24 protein-coding genes are annotated in these 17515 nt (G+C 60.1%); 17 read left to right on the forward strand and 7 right to left on the reverse strand.

Annotated elements, in window-relative coordinates:
* The first annotated feature begins 615 nt into the window (after positions 1-615).
* From CA833_RS19680 to CA833_RS19700, 5 genes are all read left to right on the forward strand, one after another.
* Entirely contained in the window at positions 616-1179 is a 564-nt protein-coding gene (locus tag CA833_RS19680; RefSeq protein WP_207080881.1) for an RNA polymerase sigma factor, read from the forward strand.
* A gap of 576 nt (positions 1180-1755) precedes the next feature.
* Positions 1756-2322 carry an AraC family transcriptional regulator gene (locus CA833_RS19685; protein ID WP_242526546.1) on the forward strand — a complete coding sequence of 189 codons (567 nt, stop codon included), beginning with the start codon at positions 1756-1758 and terminating at the stop codon, positions 2320-2322.
* Positions 2323-2645: 323 nt separating this feature from the next.
* A complete protein-coding gene (locus CA833_RS19690; RefSeq protein WP_207080883.1) occupies positions 2646-3575 on the forward strand; it encodes a sce7726 family protein in 930 nt (309 codons plus the stop codon).
* Positions 3576-3582: 7 nt separating this feature from the next.
* Positions 3583-4524: a sce7725 family protein gene (locus tag CA833_RS19695; protein WP_207080884.1), complete on the forward strand. Its 942-nt coding sequence runs from the start codon at positions 3583-3585 to the stop codon at positions 4522-4524.
* Positions 4525-4532: 8 nt separating this feature from the next.
* The gene (locus CA833_RS19700) at positions 4533-5564 is read left to right on the forward strand and encodes an RES family NAD+ phosphorylase (protein WP_207080885.1); all 1032 of its coding nucleotides are present in this window, start codon (positions 4533-4535) and stop codon (positions 5562-5564) included.
* A 596-nt stretch (positions 5565-6160) separates the two neighbouring features.
* Here CA833_RS19700 and CA833_RS19705 read toward each other — a convergent pair.
* A complete protein-coding gene (locus tag CA833_RS19705) occupies positions 6161-6328 on the reverse strand; it encodes a hypothetical protein (protein WP_207080886.1) in 168 nt (55 codons plus the stop codon).
* Between the two features lie 125 nt (positions 6329-6453).
* On the opposite strand from CA833_RS19705, the gene CA833_RS19710 reads away from it, so the two are divergent.
* Positions 6454-7625 (forward strand): IS3 family transposase gene (locus CA833_RS19710; RefSeq protein ID WP_207080887.1). Its coding sequence is split into 2 segments (ribosomal slippage): positions 6454-6718 and positions 6718-7625, totalling 1173 coding nucleotides; the frame shifts between segments, so codons are not numbered across the junction.
* On the opposite strand, the gene CA833_RS27020 is transcribed toward CA833_RS19710, so the two are convergent.
* Complete coding sequence (locus CA833_RS27020; RefSeq protein WP_242526547.1) at positions 7614-8570, reverse strand: PAS domain S-box protein; 957 nt, start codon at positions 8568-8570, stop codon at positions 7614-7616. The two genes, CA833_RS19710 and CA833_RS27020, sit on opposite strands and share 12 nt — an antisense overlap.
* Before the next feature lie 304 nt (positions 8571-8874).
* Here CA833_RS27020 and CA833_RS19725 point away from each other — a divergent pair, with 304 nt between their 5' ends.
* From CA833_RS19725 to CA833_RS19740, 4 genes are all read left to right on the forward strand, one after another.
* Positions 8875-9090 (forward strand): hypothetical protein, encoded by a 216-nt coding sequence (locus tag CA833_RS19725; RefSeq protein WP_207080888.1) that lies wholly within the window; start codon positions 8875-8877, stop codon positions 9088-9090.
* A 227-nt stretch (positions 9091-9317) separates the two neighbouring features.
* Complete coding sequence (locus tag CA833_RS19730; protein ID WP_207080889.1) at positions 9318-10568, forward strand: Nramp family divalent metal transporter; 1251 nt, start codon at positions 9318-9320, stop codon at positions 10566-10568.
* 19 nt (positions 10569-10587) lie between these two features.
* A complete protein-coding gene (locus CA833_RS19735; protein ID WP_207080890.1) occupies positions 10588-11082 on the forward strand; it encodes a DUF421 domain-containing protein in 495 nt (164 codons plus the stop codon).
* Position 11083: 1 nt separating this feature from the next.
* The gene (locus CA833_RS19740; protein WP_207080891.1) at positions 11084-11347 is read left to right on the forward strand and encodes a hypothetical protein; all 264 of its coding nucleotides are present in this window, start codon (positions 11084-11086) and stop codon (positions 11345-11347) included.
* Here the strand turns inward: CA833_RS19740 and CA833_RS19745 are convergent, their stop codons facing one another.
* From CA833_RS19745 to CA833_RS19755, 3 genes are read right to left on the reverse strand one after another with little or no spacing between them, the layout of a single operon-like run.
* The gene (locus CA833_RS19745; RefSeq protein ID WP_207080892.1) at positions 11348-11923 is read right to left on the reverse strand and encodes an isochorismatase family cysteine hydrolase; all 576 of its coding nucleotides are present in this window, start codon (positions 11921-11923) and stop codon (positions 11348-11350) included.
* 57 nt (positions 11924-11980) lie between these two features.
* Positions 11981-12169, reverse strand: coding sequence for a hypothetical protein (locus tag CA833_RS19750; protein ID WP_207080893.1), 189 nt, complete (start codon positions 12167-12169; stop codon positions 11981-11983).
* 51 nt (positions 12170-12220) lie between these two features.
* A complete protein-coding gene (locus CA833_RS19755) occupies positions 12221-12829 on the reverse strand; it encodes a flavodoxin family protein (protein WP_207080894.1) in 609 nt (202 codons plus the stop codon).
* 192 nt (positions 12830-13021) lie between these two features.
* Here CA833_RS19755 and CA833_RS19760 point away from each other — a divergent pair, with 192 nt between their 5' ends.
* The 7 genes from CA833_RS19760 (at position 13022) to CA833_RS27320 (ending at position 17122) form a co-directional block, all read left to right on the forward strand.
* Complete coding sequence (locus tag CA833_RS19760) at positions 13022-13675, forward strand: class I SAM-dependent methyltransferase (RefSeq protein ID WP_207080895.1); 654 nt, start codon at positions 13022-13024, stop codon at positions 13673-13675.
* Entirely contained in the window at positions 13653-14273 is a 621-nt protein-coding gene (locus tag CA833_RS19765; protein WP_207080896.1) for a DUF6766 family protein, read from the forward strand. The genes CA833_RS19760 and CA833_RS19765 overlap by 23 nt, the downstream gene beginning before the upstream one ends.
* A 69-nt stretch (positions 14274-14342) precedes the next feature.
* Positions 14343-14717: a transposase gene (locus CA833_RS27315; protein ID WP_370584539.1), complete on the forward strand. Its 375-nt coding sequence runs from the start codon at positions 14343-14345 to the stop codon at positions 14715-14717.
* 17 nt (positions 14718-14734) lie between these two features.
* On the forward strand, positions 14735-15061 hold the full coding sequence (gene tnpB / locus CA833_RS19775) for an IS66 family insertion sequence element accessory protein TnpB (protein ID WP_348635608.1): 327 nt from the start codon (positions 14735-14737) through the stop codon (positions 15059-15061).
* A gap of 62 nt (positions 15062-15123) precedes the next feature.
* Entirely contained in the window at positions 15124-16734 is a 1611-nt protein-coding gene (locus CA833_RS19780; protein WP_207079232.1) for an IS66 family transposase, read from the forward strand.
* Entirely contained in the window at positions 16734-17030 is a 297-nt protein-coding gene (locus tag CA833_RS19785; RefSeq protein ID WP_207079233.1) for a hypothetical protein, read from the forward strand. The genes CA833_RS19780 and CA833_RS19785 overlap by 1 nt, the downstream gene beginning before the upstream one ends.
* Positions 17031-17050: 20 nt before the next feature.
* Positions 17051-17122, forward strand: coding sequence for a DUF6766 family protein (locus tag CA833_RS27320; protein WP_370584617.1), 72 nt, complete (start codon positions 17051-17053; stop codon positions 17120-17122).
* A gap of 28 nt (positions 17123-17150) precedes the next feature.
* On the opposite strand, the gene CA833_RS19790 is transcribed toward CA833_RS27320, so the two are convergent.
* Positions 17151-17324, reverse strand: coding sequence for a hypothetical protein (locus CA833_RS19790; RefSeq protein WP_207080897.1), 174 nt, complete (start codon positions 17322-17324; stop codon positions 17151-17153).
* Positions 17321-17503: a hypothetical protein gene (locus CA833_RS19795; protein WP_207080898.1), complete on the reverse strand. Its 183-nt coding sequence runs from the start codon at positions 17501-17503 to the stop codon at positions 17321-17323. Before CA833_RS19795 ends, CA833_RS19790 begins: the two co-directional genes overlap by 4 nt.
* Positions 17504-17515: the final 12 nt, after the last annotated feature.

Here is a 17515-nt window from a genome sequence, read left to right on the forward strand (position 1 = left end):
TGGTAGATGTCGCTTCTCGGCAATTGCGCAAAGCGCAAGCAATGTTGCTTATCCTGGTTGCGTTTTCCGATACAGCCGACTGGCCGTGATCGAGCTGCGATAAATCGATCATGATACGATCCCGGCTTCCCTTTCCAGAGCCGATCGAACCTTTCCAGCGCCCTCGAATTGGCATCGAGGTGCGGCGTCGCCCGAGCGACTTCGCCGTACCGGAGCATTGCCGTGCCAACAGGGTGGGAGTGGGCATTCATTGTGGTCACTACCAAAACGAAACGGAGCAGTAGCCGCAATTGTGAATGGAAAAACGAATGCCCAATTCACTCATGAATTTGATTGTCTGACAATCGCTACTTTCGAGAAGCGTGCGTAGAAGAAAGATTGTGTGATTGAATTAAATTGTCTATGATGTTGATATTCGAAGACTTATCCATGATGACAAGATTTTAATAGTCCAAGTATGTACAGGGTAGATCCGTTTGGACAGTGTGAAACGCGCGCGTCTGAACACGACCGGCCCTCTGCCTTCACCCGCGCATCTTTGAAAGCTTGATGAGGGGATTGATTGGCGATTTGCCGAACCCTGCGAGGTGCGACTTTCCATGGATTTGAGGCAAAATGACCGAGGACCCTCCCGATCCCCCAGAATCGGGCGCCGAGTACCGGGATGGGCCGCATGCGGAAGACCATGCCGCCGGCTTGGCGCGCCTTTTGCAATCGATCTACGAGGAGTTGGCTGCACGGCTTGAGTTTGACCTAGGATCGCGCGAGGCTGCGCAGGACGCCCTTCAGGACTCCTGGATAAGGCTTTCGGTTGGGCCCGCGATCGGACCGGTGCGCAATCCCCGCGCCTACATCCGCAGGATGGCGCACAATCTCGGACGCAACAGGCTCCGGGGAACCGCACGCTACTCCCTCATGGCCTCGTCAATGGTGGCGGGCCTTGCCGATCCGGCTCCCGACCCCGAACGGATCGCTGCCGATCGGCGCGATCTGGCGGTGGTTTTCGAGGCGATCGCAGAGCTGCCCGAGCAGCGGCGGACGATCTTTCTCGACAGGTTCCGGGACGATCTCTCCCTCGACGAAATCGCCCGCTTGCGAAAGCTCCATCGCCGTACCGTCCAGAAGGAATTGCACCGCGTTTCGCAATTCCTTCGCGAACGGCTGCAGCGCGAGTCCTGAAGCGTCGGGCGCGGCGCCGCAGAGAAGGCGGCGGCCCAAATATATTTTCCGGGCATGGGCGCATCGATGCCTTGCCGAGTGTCAGGGGACGGGAAACACAGGGCCTCCTCCGATGCCGGGGCGTTTGCACGCTAGCGGCCGGTGGTGGCCGCAGAGTGGCAGGTCGATCCCACGGTGGGAAGACGGTGGCACTTGCAACCCCACGGAGGTCGCTATGGCGGCTTGGAACGCATGACCGCGGGAGCATCCCGCATCGTGCCTGGTGCAGATGCTGCAGCCCTTTGCGGTCCTGCGGCGGGACGTATTGTCGGACCGGACAGCGTCGGCCTGGGCGCGGCTACCTCAGCAAACGCCGCGCGCGCCGCGCCCGCTTCCGAGCTCAGGCATCATTCGCGGCGGCGACAATCTTTATCTCATGCGCGGGCGTCATGGTCAGGGGAAGGTTCATGCCGTCACAGCCCTGAATGCCGGGTGCGATCCCTTTGTCCTGACGAGGCACAGTGCCGCGACCGCGCGCCGTGCCGTGGATACGTTGTCGCGGGCCCCTCCCGGCGGCCGATGCTCGCCGATTGGCAAGTGAAGACTGCGACCCAATTTCTGCGCGCGAAGTTGCCGGAGCAAGTCTCCATCAAGCAAGTCGCCGGAGTGTGTCACCTCTCGCCGTCCTATTTCATCAAGGCTTTCGCCCAGACGGTCGGACTTTCGCCTTATGCATGGCTTATAGCGCAGCGCGTCGAGAAGGCGTGCGGCCTGCTCGGCGAAAACAAGCTACCCCTTGCGCAGATCGCCCTTGAATGTGGGTTTGTGGATCAAAGCCATCTTACGAAAGCTTTCGTGAAGCGAACCGGCATCACTCCTGCGCGCTGGCGTCAAGCTCGGGTTCAGGAGACTGGCGAGGCGGAAACTCGGGACCCGGAAACTCGGAACTCGGAAGCTCGAAGTGGCGAAACTCTGGCCGGGGAAGATCGCGCCCTGGAACCTCAGGTCCAGGAGGCTCAGGCCCGGGAAGTCCAGACCCGGGAAGCCCAGACAGAGGAACGCCCGAGGCCGGAAGACTTGATCCCGCAGACAGGCAGGCAGAGTGCGGGTTACAATCTGCGCGCCTGCTTCGGACGCGTGTGCGAGTGCAGGGACGAGAAATGAGCCTAAGGGAAGTAGTGCCGCCCGCTTCGCCTTGCGCGCGCTTACGTGCTTGTGCGGACGGCCCGCTCTTGAATTCGCCTCGCGCACTGGTTCGCGTTGGCAGCGAGGCAATACCTGCTACTGGCTCCCAAAGGACTGCGCGAGGACGATGTCCGGTGACAAGGATGCCGGAGGGGCAGTCCAGGCGGGCGACCGCCTCAATGCCGCACCGGGATGCGTACATTTCCGGTGAACGGCGTCACCGAAACCGCGGCGCCGATCCGGGAAGCAACCCAGGCCCGAAAATTGTCGCTTCCTGGGAGGCACTAGTCTAGATCATTGGCATGACGCCGCGTCCTGGCGCGCCGTCTCCCGGAGCTTTAGAATTGACGTCGTCCTTATCCGAACTGAGCGCGCTTGACCGCCTGTTCTCCTCTGCCGTTTTCCAGGAAATGGCGAGGAAGGGGCGCTCGCCCTTGTTCAGCCGCCTCATGCACCAGGCAGGCGTAGCGGAGCGCTGCGGGAGGGACGCGACTGTCGGTTCGGCATTCGATACCGCCTTCGCGCGCCTGAAGACCGCTGGGAGCCGGAACGAATACGTCTACCGCGCGGCGGTCACCAAGAACGTCCTTCTCGGCAAGCATTCGCTGCGCACCGCCTCGATGCTCAACGAGGTGCGCGCCGGTGAGTGCAAAGCGGATCTCGTCATCCTGAACGGCACAGCCAGCGTCTACGAGATCAAGTCGGAACGCGATTCTCTAGCGCGCCTCGTCAACCAGGTCGCCAACTACAAGCGCGTCTTTGCGACCGTGAATGTCATTGTCGGCGAGGACCATGTCGAGGGTGTCCAGCGCGTGCTGGACGGTGATGTCGGCATCCTCATGCTTTCCCGGCGCTACCGGATAACCCAAGTGCGCGAGGCCGTGGATGCGCCCGAGCGGACTTGTCCTGCAACCATCTTCGAGACCCTGCGATCCGCCGAGGCCGTGGCCGTCTTGAAGTCGCTCGGCATCGCCGCGCCCGATGTTCCGAATACGCGGCGTCATGCCGTGCTCCGCGCGCTGTTTTCCGAGCTGGACCCAGCCGACGTCCACCGCGAAATGGTCAGGACGCTGAAACGGACGCGTTCGCTGGTGCCTCTGGCGGAGCTCGTTGCGCGACTTCCGGTCTCGCTGCAAGCTGCGGCGCTTTCGATACCGGTCAGGCGCGGCGATCACGACCGCGTCGTCAGCGCGGTCGAAACACCTCTCGAAATTGCGATGGAGTGGGCATAAACCGGCGATGTACTATCCCTATTTTCGCGGCAAGCAGTTCGAACTCATCACCATTCGTGAGACAGCGGGGGTAATGGCACAAGCGGGATTTGTGCCGATCATCGAACCGGTCAAGGAGACCCTGAAGGGGCTTCACAAGGCCTTGCAGACGGTCTGCGAAGCGGGCGGCAAGGCGATCGTCATCGTCAACCCATACGTCGGCGACCACCAGGAAAACGGGATCGGCATTTCCGGTCTCCTGGCCCAGGAGTTTGCAGACAATGCCGCGATATCGGCAGGCATCCTTCTTCGGGACGGCATGAACCTCGATGATGCCTACGCGCTTTTCGAAGCGCACGCCGCGCACGATCCGGTCTTCGTCCATGCCGGTTTCGGGGACCAGAAGGCTCTGGCCGACCAGCTTGGCGCCGGCCTCAAGGACACCCGCCACGTATTCATCGAGAAGCATGCAAGCACGCTCTATCGCAAGCCCTTTGCGGACGCGATCCGGGTGCTGGTCCGCGATGGCTTCGAGCGCCTCAAGAACTCCGAATATGCCAAGATCCCTTCGGAAGAGTTTTCCGAACTCCACATCACCTACGGCGATCTGGGCATGAAGGGCTTCGGCGATTTCCTGATGGTAGGCGACAGCTACTCGGAAGGCGGCGGTCCAGCCTATGCAGTCGCGATCCACCTCACGTACATCGACCCCGAGCGCGACGACGTGATGTATATCTACCATTTCGTCTCGACCACGAACGACACCCCGACCGACCCCGCCGGCAAGTTCGGACAGGCACTGGAAAAGCTGATCGCCAAGCTTGAGAGCGGCAATTCCAAGCTTCTGGAAACCTCGGCGATCAAGGAATTTCGCGATCTGCACGCCAAGGGCCACTTCCCCGGGCTTGGCTACGTCAAGAAGCTCTCGATGAACCATCACATCGAGACACTTGCCGACTTTCTTTCCTGAGGCGGGCCGTGGCCAAGCGTCAGTGCTGCCCGGAATGTTTCGGCGACCACCATTTGCGCGATCACGTCTTCCCGTTCCTTGGGGCGACCGGAGGGCAATGCGACTATTGCGGGACCGAGGATGTCTTGCTGATCGAACCTTCCGCTCTGGCGGATTGGTTCGGACCTTTGATCAGCGTCTATGAGCCGCACGAAGACGGCGAACCGATCGCCGACTGGCTGAAGCGGGACTGGCAGCTGTTTTCCCATCCAAGGATGGATGCGGCGCACACCAAGGAACTGCTTGCCGACATTCTCGATGACGGCCAAATCGTACGAGGAAAGTTCATCCCCTCGCCAAGCTACAAGAGCGAGGCGCTCATGCAGTGGGAGACCCTGCGTGATGAGATGATGTACCAGAACCGCTGGTTTCTGGACGTCAGTTTCGACAAGGACCGATTGGCCCAGCTCCTGGATTATCTCGTTGCGACGGACTTGCCGACGCAGTGGTTTCGCGCCCGTATCCGCACCGGCGATGTCAGTTATCAGATTGCGGAAATGGGGCCGCCGCCCAAGCGCCTGGCGAGCCACGGCAGGGCGAATCCCGCCGGCATTCCCTACCTCTATCTCGGCTCTACCGCCACCACGGCCGCAGCCGAAGTGCGGCCGCATACAGGCGAGATCGCCTGCGTCGCGAACTTCGAGGTTCCGCCGATCCGTGCCGTGGATTTGCGAGCGCCGCGCAAGGGCGTTTCTCCATTCATCGTGCAGGATCCAAGGCCGATAGGCCAGCTTCGAGCGGACCTGCCGCTCCTTGAGCGTCTTGGTGAGGAGCTTACGCGTCCGGTTCTGCCATCGGGCGCGGCGATCGATTACATTCCGAGCCAATATCTGTGCGAGTTCATCAAGAAGCTCGGGTTCGACGGCGTCGTCTATCGCAGCTCGGTAAGCGACGGCATCAATCTGGCGCTCTTCGAACCGGCGCGGGCCACCGGCGGCGCCGTATCGCTCTACACGGTATCGCGGGTATCCGTGGAGGTCGCGGTAGTTCCGGTAGCCTGAAGTTATCGGACTGCGAACAAGTGGGCTCTGCGGGCGGGGCGGAGATCGATTGCCGGCCAAATCAAAGGAATGAATGGCTTTTTCATGCCGGGCCACGTGACAGGCGGTACTCCTGTCTGCAATGTCACGCGATGAAGACGAATCCGCTCCGTTTCTATCGAGATTGCCTTCAGCGAGCATTTGCCGGCTGGTTCAAGCGGATTGAGGGCTGGATCAGTTCGCTTTCTCTTTGTGTCGGCCTCGTTCTTCTCTTCTAGCATCCGGGAGAACACGTCGAAAAGACGGTGACCTCTGTGCCCAATATGGCTTTCCTGGCCGTATTCTTGGTCATCATTCTCTTCCGACTTGCGATGTCTCCCTATTGGCTTTGGGCGGAAGAGCACCAAAAGCGTGGAGCCGCCGAAAGTTTGCGACGGCCCAGACTGGAACTTGGTCTGCCCGACCCTCCCGTGATCGACGTCATTACCCTGGGCGGTACGACCTCGCAGTCGCTGGGCGGCACGCGTCAAACCGTGATCAATCGATGGGTGCACGACGTGGTTGCGCTTTCCTGCATCAACACCGGTGAGACGGCGGTGCAGGGGTGCCGGGCAAGGCTAATCGCGGTAGAGGCCGTCCGTTCCGATGGGAGAGAGCCGACACGAATTGTCGGCACGGTGGAACTTCCGTGGAGGAAGGAAGATCCCGAAGGCAGTCTGAAAATCGACATAGCGCCAGGAGAGGCTCACCGGATCTGGGTTGGCGGTGTCCGTGGTGGCGGTCATGTTTGGCTGTTTCGCGAAATTCAGTCCTTGCCCATCGAGTACCAGCAGATGCTGGGCGGTCCTGACCTGCCCCCCGCTGAGTGGCCCAGAGACTATGATAGTCTGGACCACGAAAGGGACGATGAATGCCGAGCAAGAAGCACAAGCCGGAAGAGATTATCGGCAAGCTGCGTGAAGTTGAGATTGTGCTGGCGCAGGGAGCGAGCACGGCTGAAGCCTGCCGCCGGATCGCGGTCAGCGAGCAAACCTATTATCGCTGGCGGAAGGAATATGGCGGCCTGAAGACGGACCAGGCGCGGCGTATGAAGGATCTGGAGAAAGAGAACCAGCGTCTTCGCCGGGCGATTTCGGACCTGACGCTGGACAAGCTGATCCTGCAGGAGGCTGCCAAGGGAAACTTCTGAGCCCTGCGCGGCGGCGGCGCTGCATCGATCATGTACGACGAGAGCTTCCGGTGTCCGAGCGACGGATATGCCGGGTGCTGGGTCAGCATCGATCGACACAACGCAAGGTGCCGCGCGGGGCGGATGACGAACAGGCGCTGACAGAGGATATCATCGCTTTGGCGAAGCAATATGGCCGTTATGGCTATCGCCGGGTGACGGCATTGCTGTGCCATGCGGGATGGACGGTGAACCATAAACGGGTTGAGCGGATCTGGCGGCGTGAGGGGCTGAAGGTTCCGCTGCGTCAGCCAAAGCGGGGACGCCTGTGGCTCAATGACGGTTCATGCATCCGCCTGCGGCCCGAATATCCGGGACATGTCTGGGCCTACGATTTCGTCGAGGGACGGACGCATGATGGCCGCAAGTTCCGCATCCTCACGATCATCGACGAGGCCAGCAGGGAATGCCTGGCGCTCATCGTTGTACGGCAGCTCAAGCATGAGGATGTTCTGGCGGCCCTGGCCGACCTGTTCATCTCGCGCGGTCCGCCTGCACATATACGGTCCGATAATGGCAGCGAATTTATCGCGACCGCCGTCCAGAAATGGCTGGGCCAGATCGGCGTGAAGACACTCTACATCACACCGGGATCACCATGGGAGAATGGCTATAACGAAAGCTTCAACGGGTCGCTTCGCGACGAACTGCTCAACGGCGAGATCTTCTACAGCCTCGCGGAGGCCAAGGTACTGATCGAGGCATGGCGGCGGCATTACAACACCGTTCGCCCTCACAGCAGCCTGGGCTACCGACCGCCGGCACCAGAAACGGCGACACCGCCATATCCGGCCTCCGGTTCCGCTTCGCTCCACCTCCGTCCGGATATGGCGGTGATGAGCTTAATGCACTAACAAACCAATCGGTCCACTCGGTGGGGGCAGATCACCTGCTTCATCGCGGATCGGCGAAACCGAAAGAGAAACATGGATCGCCGAGCCATCCTTTCGTCTGCGGACGGTCTCGAAGTGCTCGGTTCTCTCTCCTGACCGGATACGCGAAAGGATCTCGTCCTCTTCGTGCAGTCGATCCTCAGGTATGAGCAACGAAATCGGCTGCCCAATCACCTCGTCAGCCGTGTATCCGAAGAGGCGCTGGGCACTTTCGTTCCAGCTCATGATCGTGCCGTCGAGCGATTTGCTGACGATCGCGTCTTCTGAACTTTCGACGATCGCGGCGAGTTTTGCACCGGCGTGCTGGGCGACCCGGCGAAGCTCGGCTTCTTTTCTTGCGTCGGCAATGAGCGCGGCATTGTCGATGGCGATTGCGGCGTGGGCAGCAATTGCCTTCACGACTTCTTCTGCTTCTTCATCGAACACGCCCGGCTTCTCATGTGCGATGAAGAGGCCGCCGTGGACGGTACCCTTCCTGGAAATCACCGGGACAGCGAGATAACTAACGACAGGCAGATGCCCCTTCGGCGTTCCGAAGTATGGGCTATTCAGCCCGAATCGCGGGTCCGCGCGAATATCATGGGACCGCACCACGCCGGTTCCATCGAAGGTCGGGGCAAAGACTGCCGTATTGCGCGGCATTGGAAAGCCGGCAAAGTGGGACCGGGAAACGCCGGAAAGCGTGTAAAGGCTGTATATCTCGCCCTGGTCGTCAATCTGGTTGTAGAAGAACGCACCGAACTTGCCGCCGGACGCCTGAGTGGCTGCATCGGTGACCTTTTGAACCAGATCCTCCAGATCAAAGTCGCCTGCGACGGTTTGCGCGATGCGGCTGAACAACCTCAGGCGCTGGACCTCGGCTGACACCGGGTGTTGGTCGTCATCACCTGGCAACCCTCGTGTCATCGGTCTGTGCTGACGAAGAATTTATCCATAAACGGGCCCGATCGCTGGGCGCCGACTGTAATGCCGCACCGATTGCTGCGATCTTAGCGAAGTGCCGATGGCAAGCAAGCCTCCCTGCCGGTCACATGCCTTCAGGCGCATGCCAGTCTCCGGTGTGTGGGGCCTACCGGGCCATTTACGCCTGAGGGACCCGCGAAAAGAGAGGCCGGGCTGTCAGCAAAAATCGAACAACGTGTGCGGCTCTGGAACCGGGCTTCGGATCGCGAGCTTACATGGGCGGTGGGAGGACGACGGAGCACAGAGCATGATCAATCGACTGAAAAAGCTGTCCGAAGCTGCGAGCGGCCGCGAGAAGGAAAAACGGTTCGTCCGGACGCTTGAAGAAACCGCGGCAAAGGCGGTCGTGACTGCCACCGTGACATTTGCGGTGGGGTTGATCCTCAAAAAGATGTTCGAGCGCTCTGTAGCACAGGCTGCGGAAGAGGGCGCTAAATCAGGGCTTGAACAACGGATGGATTGAACAGAGCCGGCGGAAAGGAGCCACCGATGGGAATCAGCCATTCGCTCGAAGCCGCATTGGATCTTAGCGCAATTTCCACCCGTTCGACCTGAATTGGGGGGGCGGCGCGCCTGCTGATGGTCAGATCTGGCAACCTGCGAAGGCGGGAAGGATTTATTTCCCTGATAGAGCAATAACGGGAAGAGCCTCATGGATTTTGCAGAAACGTGCCTTTTCGCGGAGTTATTGTGAGCATTGGCGAAAAGCTGCGGCGGCTTGGGCCGGGGCTAGTAACCGGAGCCGCCGACGACGATCCCAGTGGGATAGCCACGTACTCCCAGACCGGCGCCCAGTTCGGCACTGGTCTCATGTGGACTATGGTGCTGTGCTATCCCCTGATGGTCGCTGTCCAGCTTGCCAGCGCGCGCGTTGGACGGGTGACCGGCAAAGGACTTGCGCACAGCTTGAAAAAGATCATGCCGCGATGGCTGATCATCATGATTGCCATTCTGCTGTTCGTCGCAAACACTATCAATGTCGGCGCCGATCTGGCGGCCATGGGCGAAGCAAGCAGCCTGGTTGCTCCCATCAACAAGCATATCTTCACAGCGATCTTCGCCCTGGTTTCATTGGGATTGCAAATGCGCATCCCTTATCATCGCTATTCGTCGTGGCTGAAATGGCTCACGCTTGTTCTCTTCGCCTATGTAGCGCTGCTATTCATGGTGAAGATCGAGTGGTCCGAGGTGGTCACGGGCCTCTTCATTCCCAAGATCTCGGGCACCGACGAGATCACGACGATCGTCGCTATCTTTGGCACGACCATCAGCCCATATCTGTTTTTCTGGCAAGCGGCCCAGGAAGTCGAGGAACTCGATAACGATGAAGAGCGCGAACCTCTATTGGAGCGTAAGGATCAGGCCCCGGACGCCTTGAAGCGTATCCGCTGGGACACATTCGCCGGCATGGCGGTTTCCAACATAGTGGCGCTTGCCATCATCCTCGGGACGGCTGCGACGCTGCACAATACCGGCAAGACAGATATCCAGAGCGCCGCCGATGCCGCGAAGGCATTGCAGCCGGTGGCGGGGAACTTCGCTTTCGCGATCTTCTGCCTCGGGATCGTAGGTACCGGCCTGCTGGCCGTGCCCGTGCTTGCCGGATCCTCTGCCTACGCGGCGTCGGAAATTGGCGGCTGGAATGCGAGCCTCGAGGACAAGCCTCGCAGGGCGAAGGCTTTCTATTTCGTGATCGCGCTGGGGGTTGTCCTCTCGATCGGTATCGATTGGTCCCCCTTCAGTCCCATGAAGGCGTTGTTCTGGAGCGCAGTCCTAAACGGCGTGGTGGCCGTACCCGTGCTGATAGGCCTCATGCTGGTCGTCGCGCGGAGGCAGATCATGCAGCGGTTCGTTGCGCCGGCGTCGCTGCGCGCTTTCGGTTGGATGGCGACAGCGGTGATGGCGATCGCCGTCGCCGCGATGCTGGCCACTGCCGGATAGACGGTTCGGGAGAACGGGAATGGAATGGGTGCAATCGATCGTGGGCTCTGACCAGGGATCGCCCAGCACGGCACAGCTCTGTGCCCGAGCGGTCATCCTGTTCATCTATGGGATCGCATGCATCCGTATCGCTGGCAGGCGGACATTTTCCAGCCTCACGCCGCTTGATATTATCGTGGCCATAATTGTCGGCTCGAACATCAGTCGCGCCATGACCGGCAAAGCGCCATTCCTTCCTGCTCTGGCAGCGACGCTTTTGCTGGTCGTGCTGCACCGCCTTGTCGCGATGGCCACGGTTCGCTGGAACCCATTGGCGAGCTTTGTCAAAGGACGCTCGACTGTCCTCATCAAAGACGGTCGGATCGACGCCGAGGCCATGAAACGCCATGGCATCAGCACAGCCGATCTCATGGAAGGCTTGCGGATGGAGCAAGTCAGGCATGCCGACGAGGTGGAACTCGCCACATTGGAGCGCGGAGGCAAGATCAGCGTCGTTCGGCGCGGAAAGGCGTGATATGCCCGATTGGGCGAGAGACGCGCTTCAATACTACGGCGCAGGCGCGGCCGTTGTCGCATCGCTTCTGGTATCCCTCAATCTGGGGAGGCTATGGACCGGCCGGGCGATGGTGATCTTTGTTTCCAGTTCACTTGCCCTCATCGCGTGGGGATTCCTCAATCCGGATAGCGAAGGCATTGGCTGGCAAAATCTGGTCCTGCTGGCAATCAACGCGGTTGGCGTATGGCGTTATCTCGTGTCCGGCGCTCGAGCCGGGGCCTGATCAACCCGCCAAGTCACCGCACTTCCATGCCGAAAGCGCCATGTTGACGGTGGAATCGATCCGAGCGTTCATCGAGGCGTTGGCGATCTTCAGAGCCCATTTTTCCCGACTTTCGTCCTCGCCCGCAACTGCATCTGCCGGAATCCACAGGGTGTAATCTTGCATATGGGCGTCAGCCGCGGTGAACAAAATGCAGATATCCGCCGCGATCCCGGTCAGCACCAAGCGCGTGACGCCGAGCTTGGGCAGCAACACGGGCAAATTCGTCGCGTAAAACCCGGAGAACTGCGGTTTGAGGATGAAATAGTCCTTGTCCCGTGGGCGGAGTCTTTCGGCGATCGGATTGGGTCGTTCCAATGCGTGATCAATCAACGCGGAACGGTCCGAATGCCATTCTCCGAAATTGTCGTTCACATAGATGACGGGGTAGTCGAGCGCATCGCATTGCCCGATGAGGCCTTCGATAACCGGTACGATTGTCCTTGCCCGAGGCTCGAGAGTTTCCCCCCCCGGAAAGTCAAAGCAGTTGATCATGTCCATGATCAGCAGGGCGGTGCCTGTCGCGGGGTGATCCATATGCGCTCCGGTTTGCTGTTCGGGCAGGGTCTGACCCTGCGCGGCTAATCCGCGCCGTCAGTCGGGTTTTTGTTCCGCTGTTTCCTGTCGGGACTGGCGGATGCGACGCAGGCCTTTAGTCTGCTCCTTTTCTCCTTCTAGGACGAGGTCGGGACGCGGGGCGATTTCTCCGGCAAGCCTTTTCGCGTAACCCTTGATGACCGCGCCGATGCCTGCTGCGACACCTTTGTCCTTACTATCCGTCATATTGGCAGTCCTTTCGTACCCAAGCCTCGCGGGCTTCAAAGCTTCCATTTGCTATCCGGGGTAGGGGGCCGTCTTTAACAGTCCTGCGAGGTGGGCCGCATTCCCGGCCACCATTTTTGCTGTCTTCGCGACCATTTCAGGTGTTTCATCCAGGTCCTTGAAGTCGGTAGAGCCCATCGCTTCACCCACCCAATAGCAAGCGGCCACCGCAGGGATCGTCCAACCGACATCGTTGAGAGCCTGGAAAAGCTGGGCGGAGGAAAAATGTGCGCCGTCCTCATTCCCCACGATCGCCGCGACCGCGACCTTGCCATAACTCGGCATACGTCCGGCATCGTCTGTCTCATCGAGAAACGCATCCATGCGTTCGAGCACGCGTTTGGCAATGCTGCCGATCTGCCCCATCCAGATCGGTCCGCCGAAAATCAGAATATCATGCGCGAGGATCTTCTCCCGAAGGGCGGGCCAGTCGTCACCTTCTCCCTCGTCGGAGGTGACACCGGGCAGGATGTTGAGCGCGGCGACACGGACGGTTTCGGAGACGGATACCTGTCGTCCGGCGAAGGCCTTCTTGAGGACCGCGATCATCGCGTCGCTCGAAGATGCTTCACTCGGATCGGATTTCAGCGTGCAATTGATAGCCAGAGCCTTGAGTGCCATCGGCGTTCTCCTTGGAGGCGACATCCCGCACGGGATCGCTGTTGATAGTGCAACGTCTGGCTGGCTGATGGGTTCGCGACAAATGGTTCGGCTAAACTCGGAACATCCCGTTTTGCGAAAGCCATCAGTAGTCTTTGGAACCGCGAGGCCTTGCCGCCGGTTGAAAATGCATGTGGCGCGAGAGGAAAGCCGATGTCGACCAAGCCATGGTCTTTAGCGAAAAGCAGCGCACGGATCGCGTTAGCCGAATTTGTTCGGGACCCGGCGAAGGTCGGATCGGCGTTTCCAGCAACGGAACGTCTGGTCGACCGGGTATTCGAGCCGCTAAACTGGCCGAGGATTGGGGTTCTGGTGGAGTTCGGCCCCGGAACCGGACGTTTTACCTCAGCGGCCCTGGCGCGGATGCGCCGCGGGACTCGCCTGATCGCGATCGAGCCAGGCGGCGAATTCGTGGACCACTTGCAAAGTTCCATACGTGACCCGCGCCTTTCCGTAGTGCGCGGCCTCGCCCAGGACGTTGCAAAAATATTGAGCGATCACGGCCTTTCGCAGGTGGATTGCATTGTCTCAGGACTTCCATTCTCGACGCTGAACCACGCCGTGGGCGCTCAAATCGCTGAGGCCAGCGCGTCGGTTCTGAGCCAGCACGGCAGTTTCGCCGCATATCAGATGAGAACCAGCGTGAAGCCGCTGCTGAGACGTTACTTCTATTCGGTTCGCAGCCGGTACGAATGGCGAAATATTCCTCCATGCCATCTGTATTGGGCCAGCCATCCCAGGTTTCGTCCCCACATGCATTCATTGGTGGGAGGGAGAGCGCATAATGCCAGCCTTTCTGAAGAATAACGGCCTTACGCTCGTTTTGGTGGTGCTCTTTGCATTGAGCATTCTCGGTCAGTGGTTTACCGGCTGGAGGGTGGCGATCGAAGACGCGGTGCGCCACGGGCAGCATGCCGACAGTATCTGGGACTATGCGCGCAGCCCGCAGTTCCTCTCCTCGGTTTTCGAAAATTGGGAGAGCGAGTTCCTGCAAATGTCGGCCTACGTGATCCTCACTGCATTTCTTGTTCAGAAGGGATCAGCGGAATCGAAAGATCCGGATGAGCCGCCGCGCGATTCCGAGCTGGCCCTACAGGCCAACAAGTCGGGTGCGCCCAAGATCCTCAGATGGGGCCGCGTCTGGCGTGCGCTTTACGCCCGTTCTCTGGGGATTGCTCTGGGAGCTTTGTTCGTGATCTCGTTCGTGATCCACTGGACCCAAAGCGCGCAAGTGGCCGCAGAGGAGGCGCTATCCCATGGTCAGGCGCCGTCCACGCTCCTCGAATATCTTTTCGATCCGCAGCTGTGGTTCGAATCGTTCCAGAACTGGCAAAGCGAATTTCTCTCGACAGCCGTGCTGGTGGTGCTGTCTATCGTAACCGTCCGATTGGGACCGCCTGCCTGATGGCGCGATAATCTCTTAAGAGACGGTCATAGCGACGTCGCTAACGACGTCTCTTGATCGGGGATTGCGATGAGGGTGGAGATACTGGGTCAGGAACGTCGGCGCCGGTGGACGGATCAGCAGCGGCTGGAGATCATTGGTGCCGTTGGCGTGAATGGCGCTACACTGACAGAGGTGGCGCAGCGCCACGATGTAACCCGACAGCAGATTTATACTTGGCGGTATGATTTGAAGAAACGCGGGCTCTTGGGAGCCGCCCCCGAACCTGTCTTTCTCCCCCTGGACTTGCCTGCCGTTCGAGCCCCTGAAGTTGCTTACGACCCTGGCCCAGACGCGACGTCCATGGTTGAGCTGCGCCTGACGAAAGGCCGGACTTTGCGCTTTGGAAGCGACATCGAGGTCATCTCCCTGGCACGGCTCATCCGCTGCGTGGAGGCGGCGTGATAGGGCCGGGAACTGGCGTGCGGGTTTACTTGGCCTGCGGCGTCACTGACATGCGCAAAGGCATCTCTGGTCTTGGTCAGCTGGCCCAGACGGTGCTGCGACAGAAACCGACAAGCGGCGCGGTGTTCGCTTTTCGAGGACGTCGCGGCGACAGGGTGAAGCTCCTGTACTGGGATGGGCAGGGATTTTGCCTGTACTACAAGGTCTTGCAGCGTGGCCGTTTTCCTTGGCCTTCCGCTGCAGACGGGACGGCGCGGCTGACGTCGGCACAACTCGCGATGCTTTGGGAAGGCATCGACTGGAGGCGCCCAAATTGGGGCGCGCCGCCTGCCCATGTGGGCTGATTTTTGTTCCTGAATCTACCTGTTTTCATGGATATTCCTGCCCCTGGCTGGTAAGCAGGATCATGCTGAGCGCGGCGCAAAATCTTCCCGAAGACCCAGCTTTGCTGAAGGCGATAATCGCCGACTTGCAGGCGGAAAACGCGAAGCTGGCGGCAACGGTCCGTGCACATGATCTGGTGGTTCAGGCCCTGCGTCTGCGCATTGCCAAACTGAAGAAACAGGCCTTCGGCAAATCCTCGGAAAAGATCGAACGCGAGATCGAGCAGCTGGAACTGGCCCTAGAGGACATTCTGGTCGCCGCGGCACAAACCGTCGCTTCGCCGAGTGATGTCGAAGAGGATGAGGCCACTGCGCACGTAGACAGTGCACGGGCCATGGCCCGGCGCCCGCGCGTTGCGCCTGACACCCCGCGCGAGCGAAAAGAACTCGACCCGGGCAGCGCTTGTCCCGATTGCGGGGGCCAGTTACGCCTCGTCGGCGAGGACGTAAGCGAAATCATCGAAATGATTACCGCCAAGCTGAAGGTGATCGAGGTCGCGCGGCCGAAGAAGTCCTGCCGCGGCTGTGAGAAAATGGTGCAGGTGCCGGCTCCGAGCCGCCCGATCCCCGGCAGCATGGCCGGAAGCAGCCTGCTTGCCTACGTGCTCGTCTCAAAGTTCGACGATCACTTGCCGCTGTACCGGCAGAACGAAATCCTTGCCCGCATGGGCGCTGACATTCCCCGCAGCACGCTGGCTGACTGGTGCGGCAAGGCGATGCGAAGCCTGCAGCCCTTGATCGAGCGTATTGAGGCATCGGTCCTTGCCAGCACCGTCATCCACGCCGATGATACACCGATCCAGGTGCTGGATCACACAAGGCGGGCCAAGGGGCTCGGCAAGGGCGTGAAGCAAGGCAGGATCTGGGGTTATGTCTGCGATCAGCGCCCGTGGAACGGGCCGGCACCGCCGGGTGTGGTCTATCGCTTTGCCCCCAACTGGAAGGCGGAGCACGTGCAAAGCCACCTTTGCAATGCGAGCGGCATTCTCCAGGCCGACGCCTATAAGGGATATGCGAAGCTCTATGAGCCCGGCGCGGACGGCGAACCGCGCTTCCGGGAAGCTGCCTGCTTCGCCCATTGGCGGCGTGACTTCCACGACATCTGGAAAGCGAACAAATCCCCGATAGCGCGAGAAGCCCTCGATCGCATCGGCCAGCTGTACGACATTGAACGCGAAATTGTCGGGAAACCTGCCGATGTTCGGCGTGCCGTCCGCCAGGAGCATAGCAAACCCAAACTCGAGGCGTTGCGCGCCTGGGCCGAGCAGCAACTCACCCGCATTCCCGTCAAGGGCGACTTGGCCAGCGCTATTCGTTACGGCTTGGGTCGCTGGCAAGCCTTCTCATTGTTCACCGAGGACGGGCGCGTCGCCATCGATAACAATGCCGCTGAGCGAGCCGTCAGACCTATTGGTCTAGGAAGACGCAACTGGCTATTCGCCGGCTCCGAAGCAGGCGCTGAAACACTGGCGCGAGCCATGACGCTTATTGAAAGTTCCAAGATGAACGGTCTTGATCCGCAGGCTTATCTCGCCGACGTGCTCGGCCGTATCCATGATCACAAGATCAACCGGATCGAGGAATTGCTGCCTTGGAAATGGGTGCCCTTGGTACCGTTGGCAGAGGTAGCCTGATGGCCACGATCACCCATGTGCACACACTGGCCTATGCTGCCGAAATGCTCGGCGAGGACGTGGAGCTGTTGCAAGCCATCATCCGGAGCGGCGACAATCTGACATACGGCAGCATCATCAGCGTTTACACTGGCCCCGATGAGACCATTACGGCGCTCACCGACGACGGCGTCGACGAACTGTCAGATATGCTTCGAGAAGCACGCCGCACCACCCAGACCTGGCACGGCTTCCTCGATGACTTCGTTGACGATCCCGAACTCGCCACTCGCTTCAAGGCCCAACCACCGCGGTAACAATCGGACGGTTACTGTCTATCTATCTGCGCCAGCGGGAGTCCCCGGAATCGAAACCCGTCGCCGCTCCCCACGCCAAGACCGGGAATTGATCTGGAAGCGAAGGGAGCGGCGATAGCCTCAGTTGAGGCCATTCTGTTCCTTGACGCCAGTTTCCTGTTCCTGGTCGAGTTTTTCTGCGTGCCAGATGTTGCGGCCGGCAAAAACCAGGACGATGACCGCAAGGATAACCGCGACTACGAAAATGCCCGCACGGCTCAGCCTCCGCTCGCTCGGTTGATTGGGCTTCTTCATGGCTTGTCAGCGCCTTTCGCGCGCTGGTCTTCCGGGTAATCCTCAGGCTTGACCGTTCCCACGTTGGGGCGATCTTCCACCTTTTCGGGCTTCAGCGGACCTTCTTTTTGGCGACGGGGATCGACTGCGTCGGGACGGGCATCGCCCAAGGGGCCCCGCTTGCTGGCATTATCGTCCATCAGGTCGCTCCT

The organism is Novosphingobium sp. KA1 (assembly GCF_017309955.1).
Lineage (GTDB): Bacteria > Pseudomonadota > Alphaproteobacteria > Sphingomonadales > Sphingomonadaceae > Novosphingobium.

Bases quoted from the DNA above. Each gene is read 5' to 3' on its own strand.
- CA833_RS19680 (WP_207080881.1), top strand. From the start codon at position 616: ATGACCGAGGACCCTCCCGATCCCCCAGAATCGGGCGCCGAGTACCGG.
- CA833_RS19690 (WP_207080883.1), top strand. From the start codon at position 2,646: ATGACGCCGCGTCCTGGCGCGCCGTCTCCCGGAGCTTTAGAATTGACG.
- CA833_RS19695 (WP_207080884.1), top strand. From the start codon at position 3,583: ATGTACTATCCCTATTTTCGCGGCAAGCAGTTCGAACTCATCACCATT.
- CA833_RS19705 (WP_207080886.1), bottom strand. From the start codon at position 6,328: ATGACCGCCACCACGGACACCGCCAACCCAGATCCGGTGAGCCTCTCC.
- CA833_RS27020 (WP_242526547.1), bottom strand. From the start codon at position 8,570: ATGACACGAGGGTTGCCAGGTGATGACGACCAACACCCGGTGTCAGCC.
- CA833_RS19725 (WP_207080888.1), top strand. From the start codon at position 8,875: ATGATCAATCGACTGAAAAAGCTGTCCGAAGCTGCGAGCGGCCGCGAG.
- CA833_RS19735 (WP_207080890.1), top strand. From the start codon at position 10,588: ATGGAATGGGTGCAATCGATCGTGGGCTCTGACCAGGGATCGCCCAGC.
- CA833_RS19740 (WP_207080891.1), top strand. From the start codon at position 11,084: ATGCCCGATTGGGCGAGAGACGCGCTTCAATACTACGGCGCAGGCGCG.
- CA833_RS19745 (WP_207080892.1), bottom strand. From the start codon at position 11,923: ATGGATCACCCCGCGACAGGCACCGCCCTGCTGATCATGGACATGATC.
- CA833_RS19750 (WP_207080893.1), bottom strand. From the start codon at position 12,169: ATGACGGATAGTAAGGACAAAGGTGTCGCAGCAGGCATCGGCGCGGTC.
- CA833_RS19755 (WP_207080894.1), bottom strand. From the start codon at position 12,829: ATGGCACTCAAGGCTCTGGCTATCAATTGCACGCTGAAATCCGATCCG.
- CA833_RS19760 (WP_207080895.1), top strand. From the start codon at position 13,022: ATGTCGACCAAGCCATGGTCTTTAGCGAAAAGCAGCGCACGGATCGCG.
- CA833_RS19765 (WP_207080896.1), top strand. From the start codon at position 13,653: ATGCCAGCCTTTCTGAAGAATAACGGCCTTACGCTCGTTTTGGTGGTG.
- CA833_RS27315 (WP_370584539.1), top strand. From the start codon at position 14,343: ATGAGGGTGGAGATACTGGGTCAGGAACGTCGGCGCCGGTGGACGGAT.
- CA833_RS19780 (WP_207079232.1), top strand. From the start codon at position 15,124: ATGCTGAGCGCGGCGCAAAATCTTCCCGAAGACCCAGCTTTGCTGAAG.
- CA833_RS19785 (WP_207079233.1), top strand. From the start codon at position 16,734: ATGGCCACGATCACCCATGTGCACACACTGGCCTATGCTGCCGAAATG.
- CA833_RS19790 (WP_207080897.1), bottom strand. From the start codon at position 17,324: ATGAAGAAGCCCAATCAACCGAGCGAGCGGAGGCTGAGCCGTGCGGGC.
- CA833_RS19795 (WP_207080898.1), bottom strand. From the start codon at position 17,503: ATGGACGATAATGCCAGCAAGCGGGGCCCCTTGGGCGATGCCCGTCCC.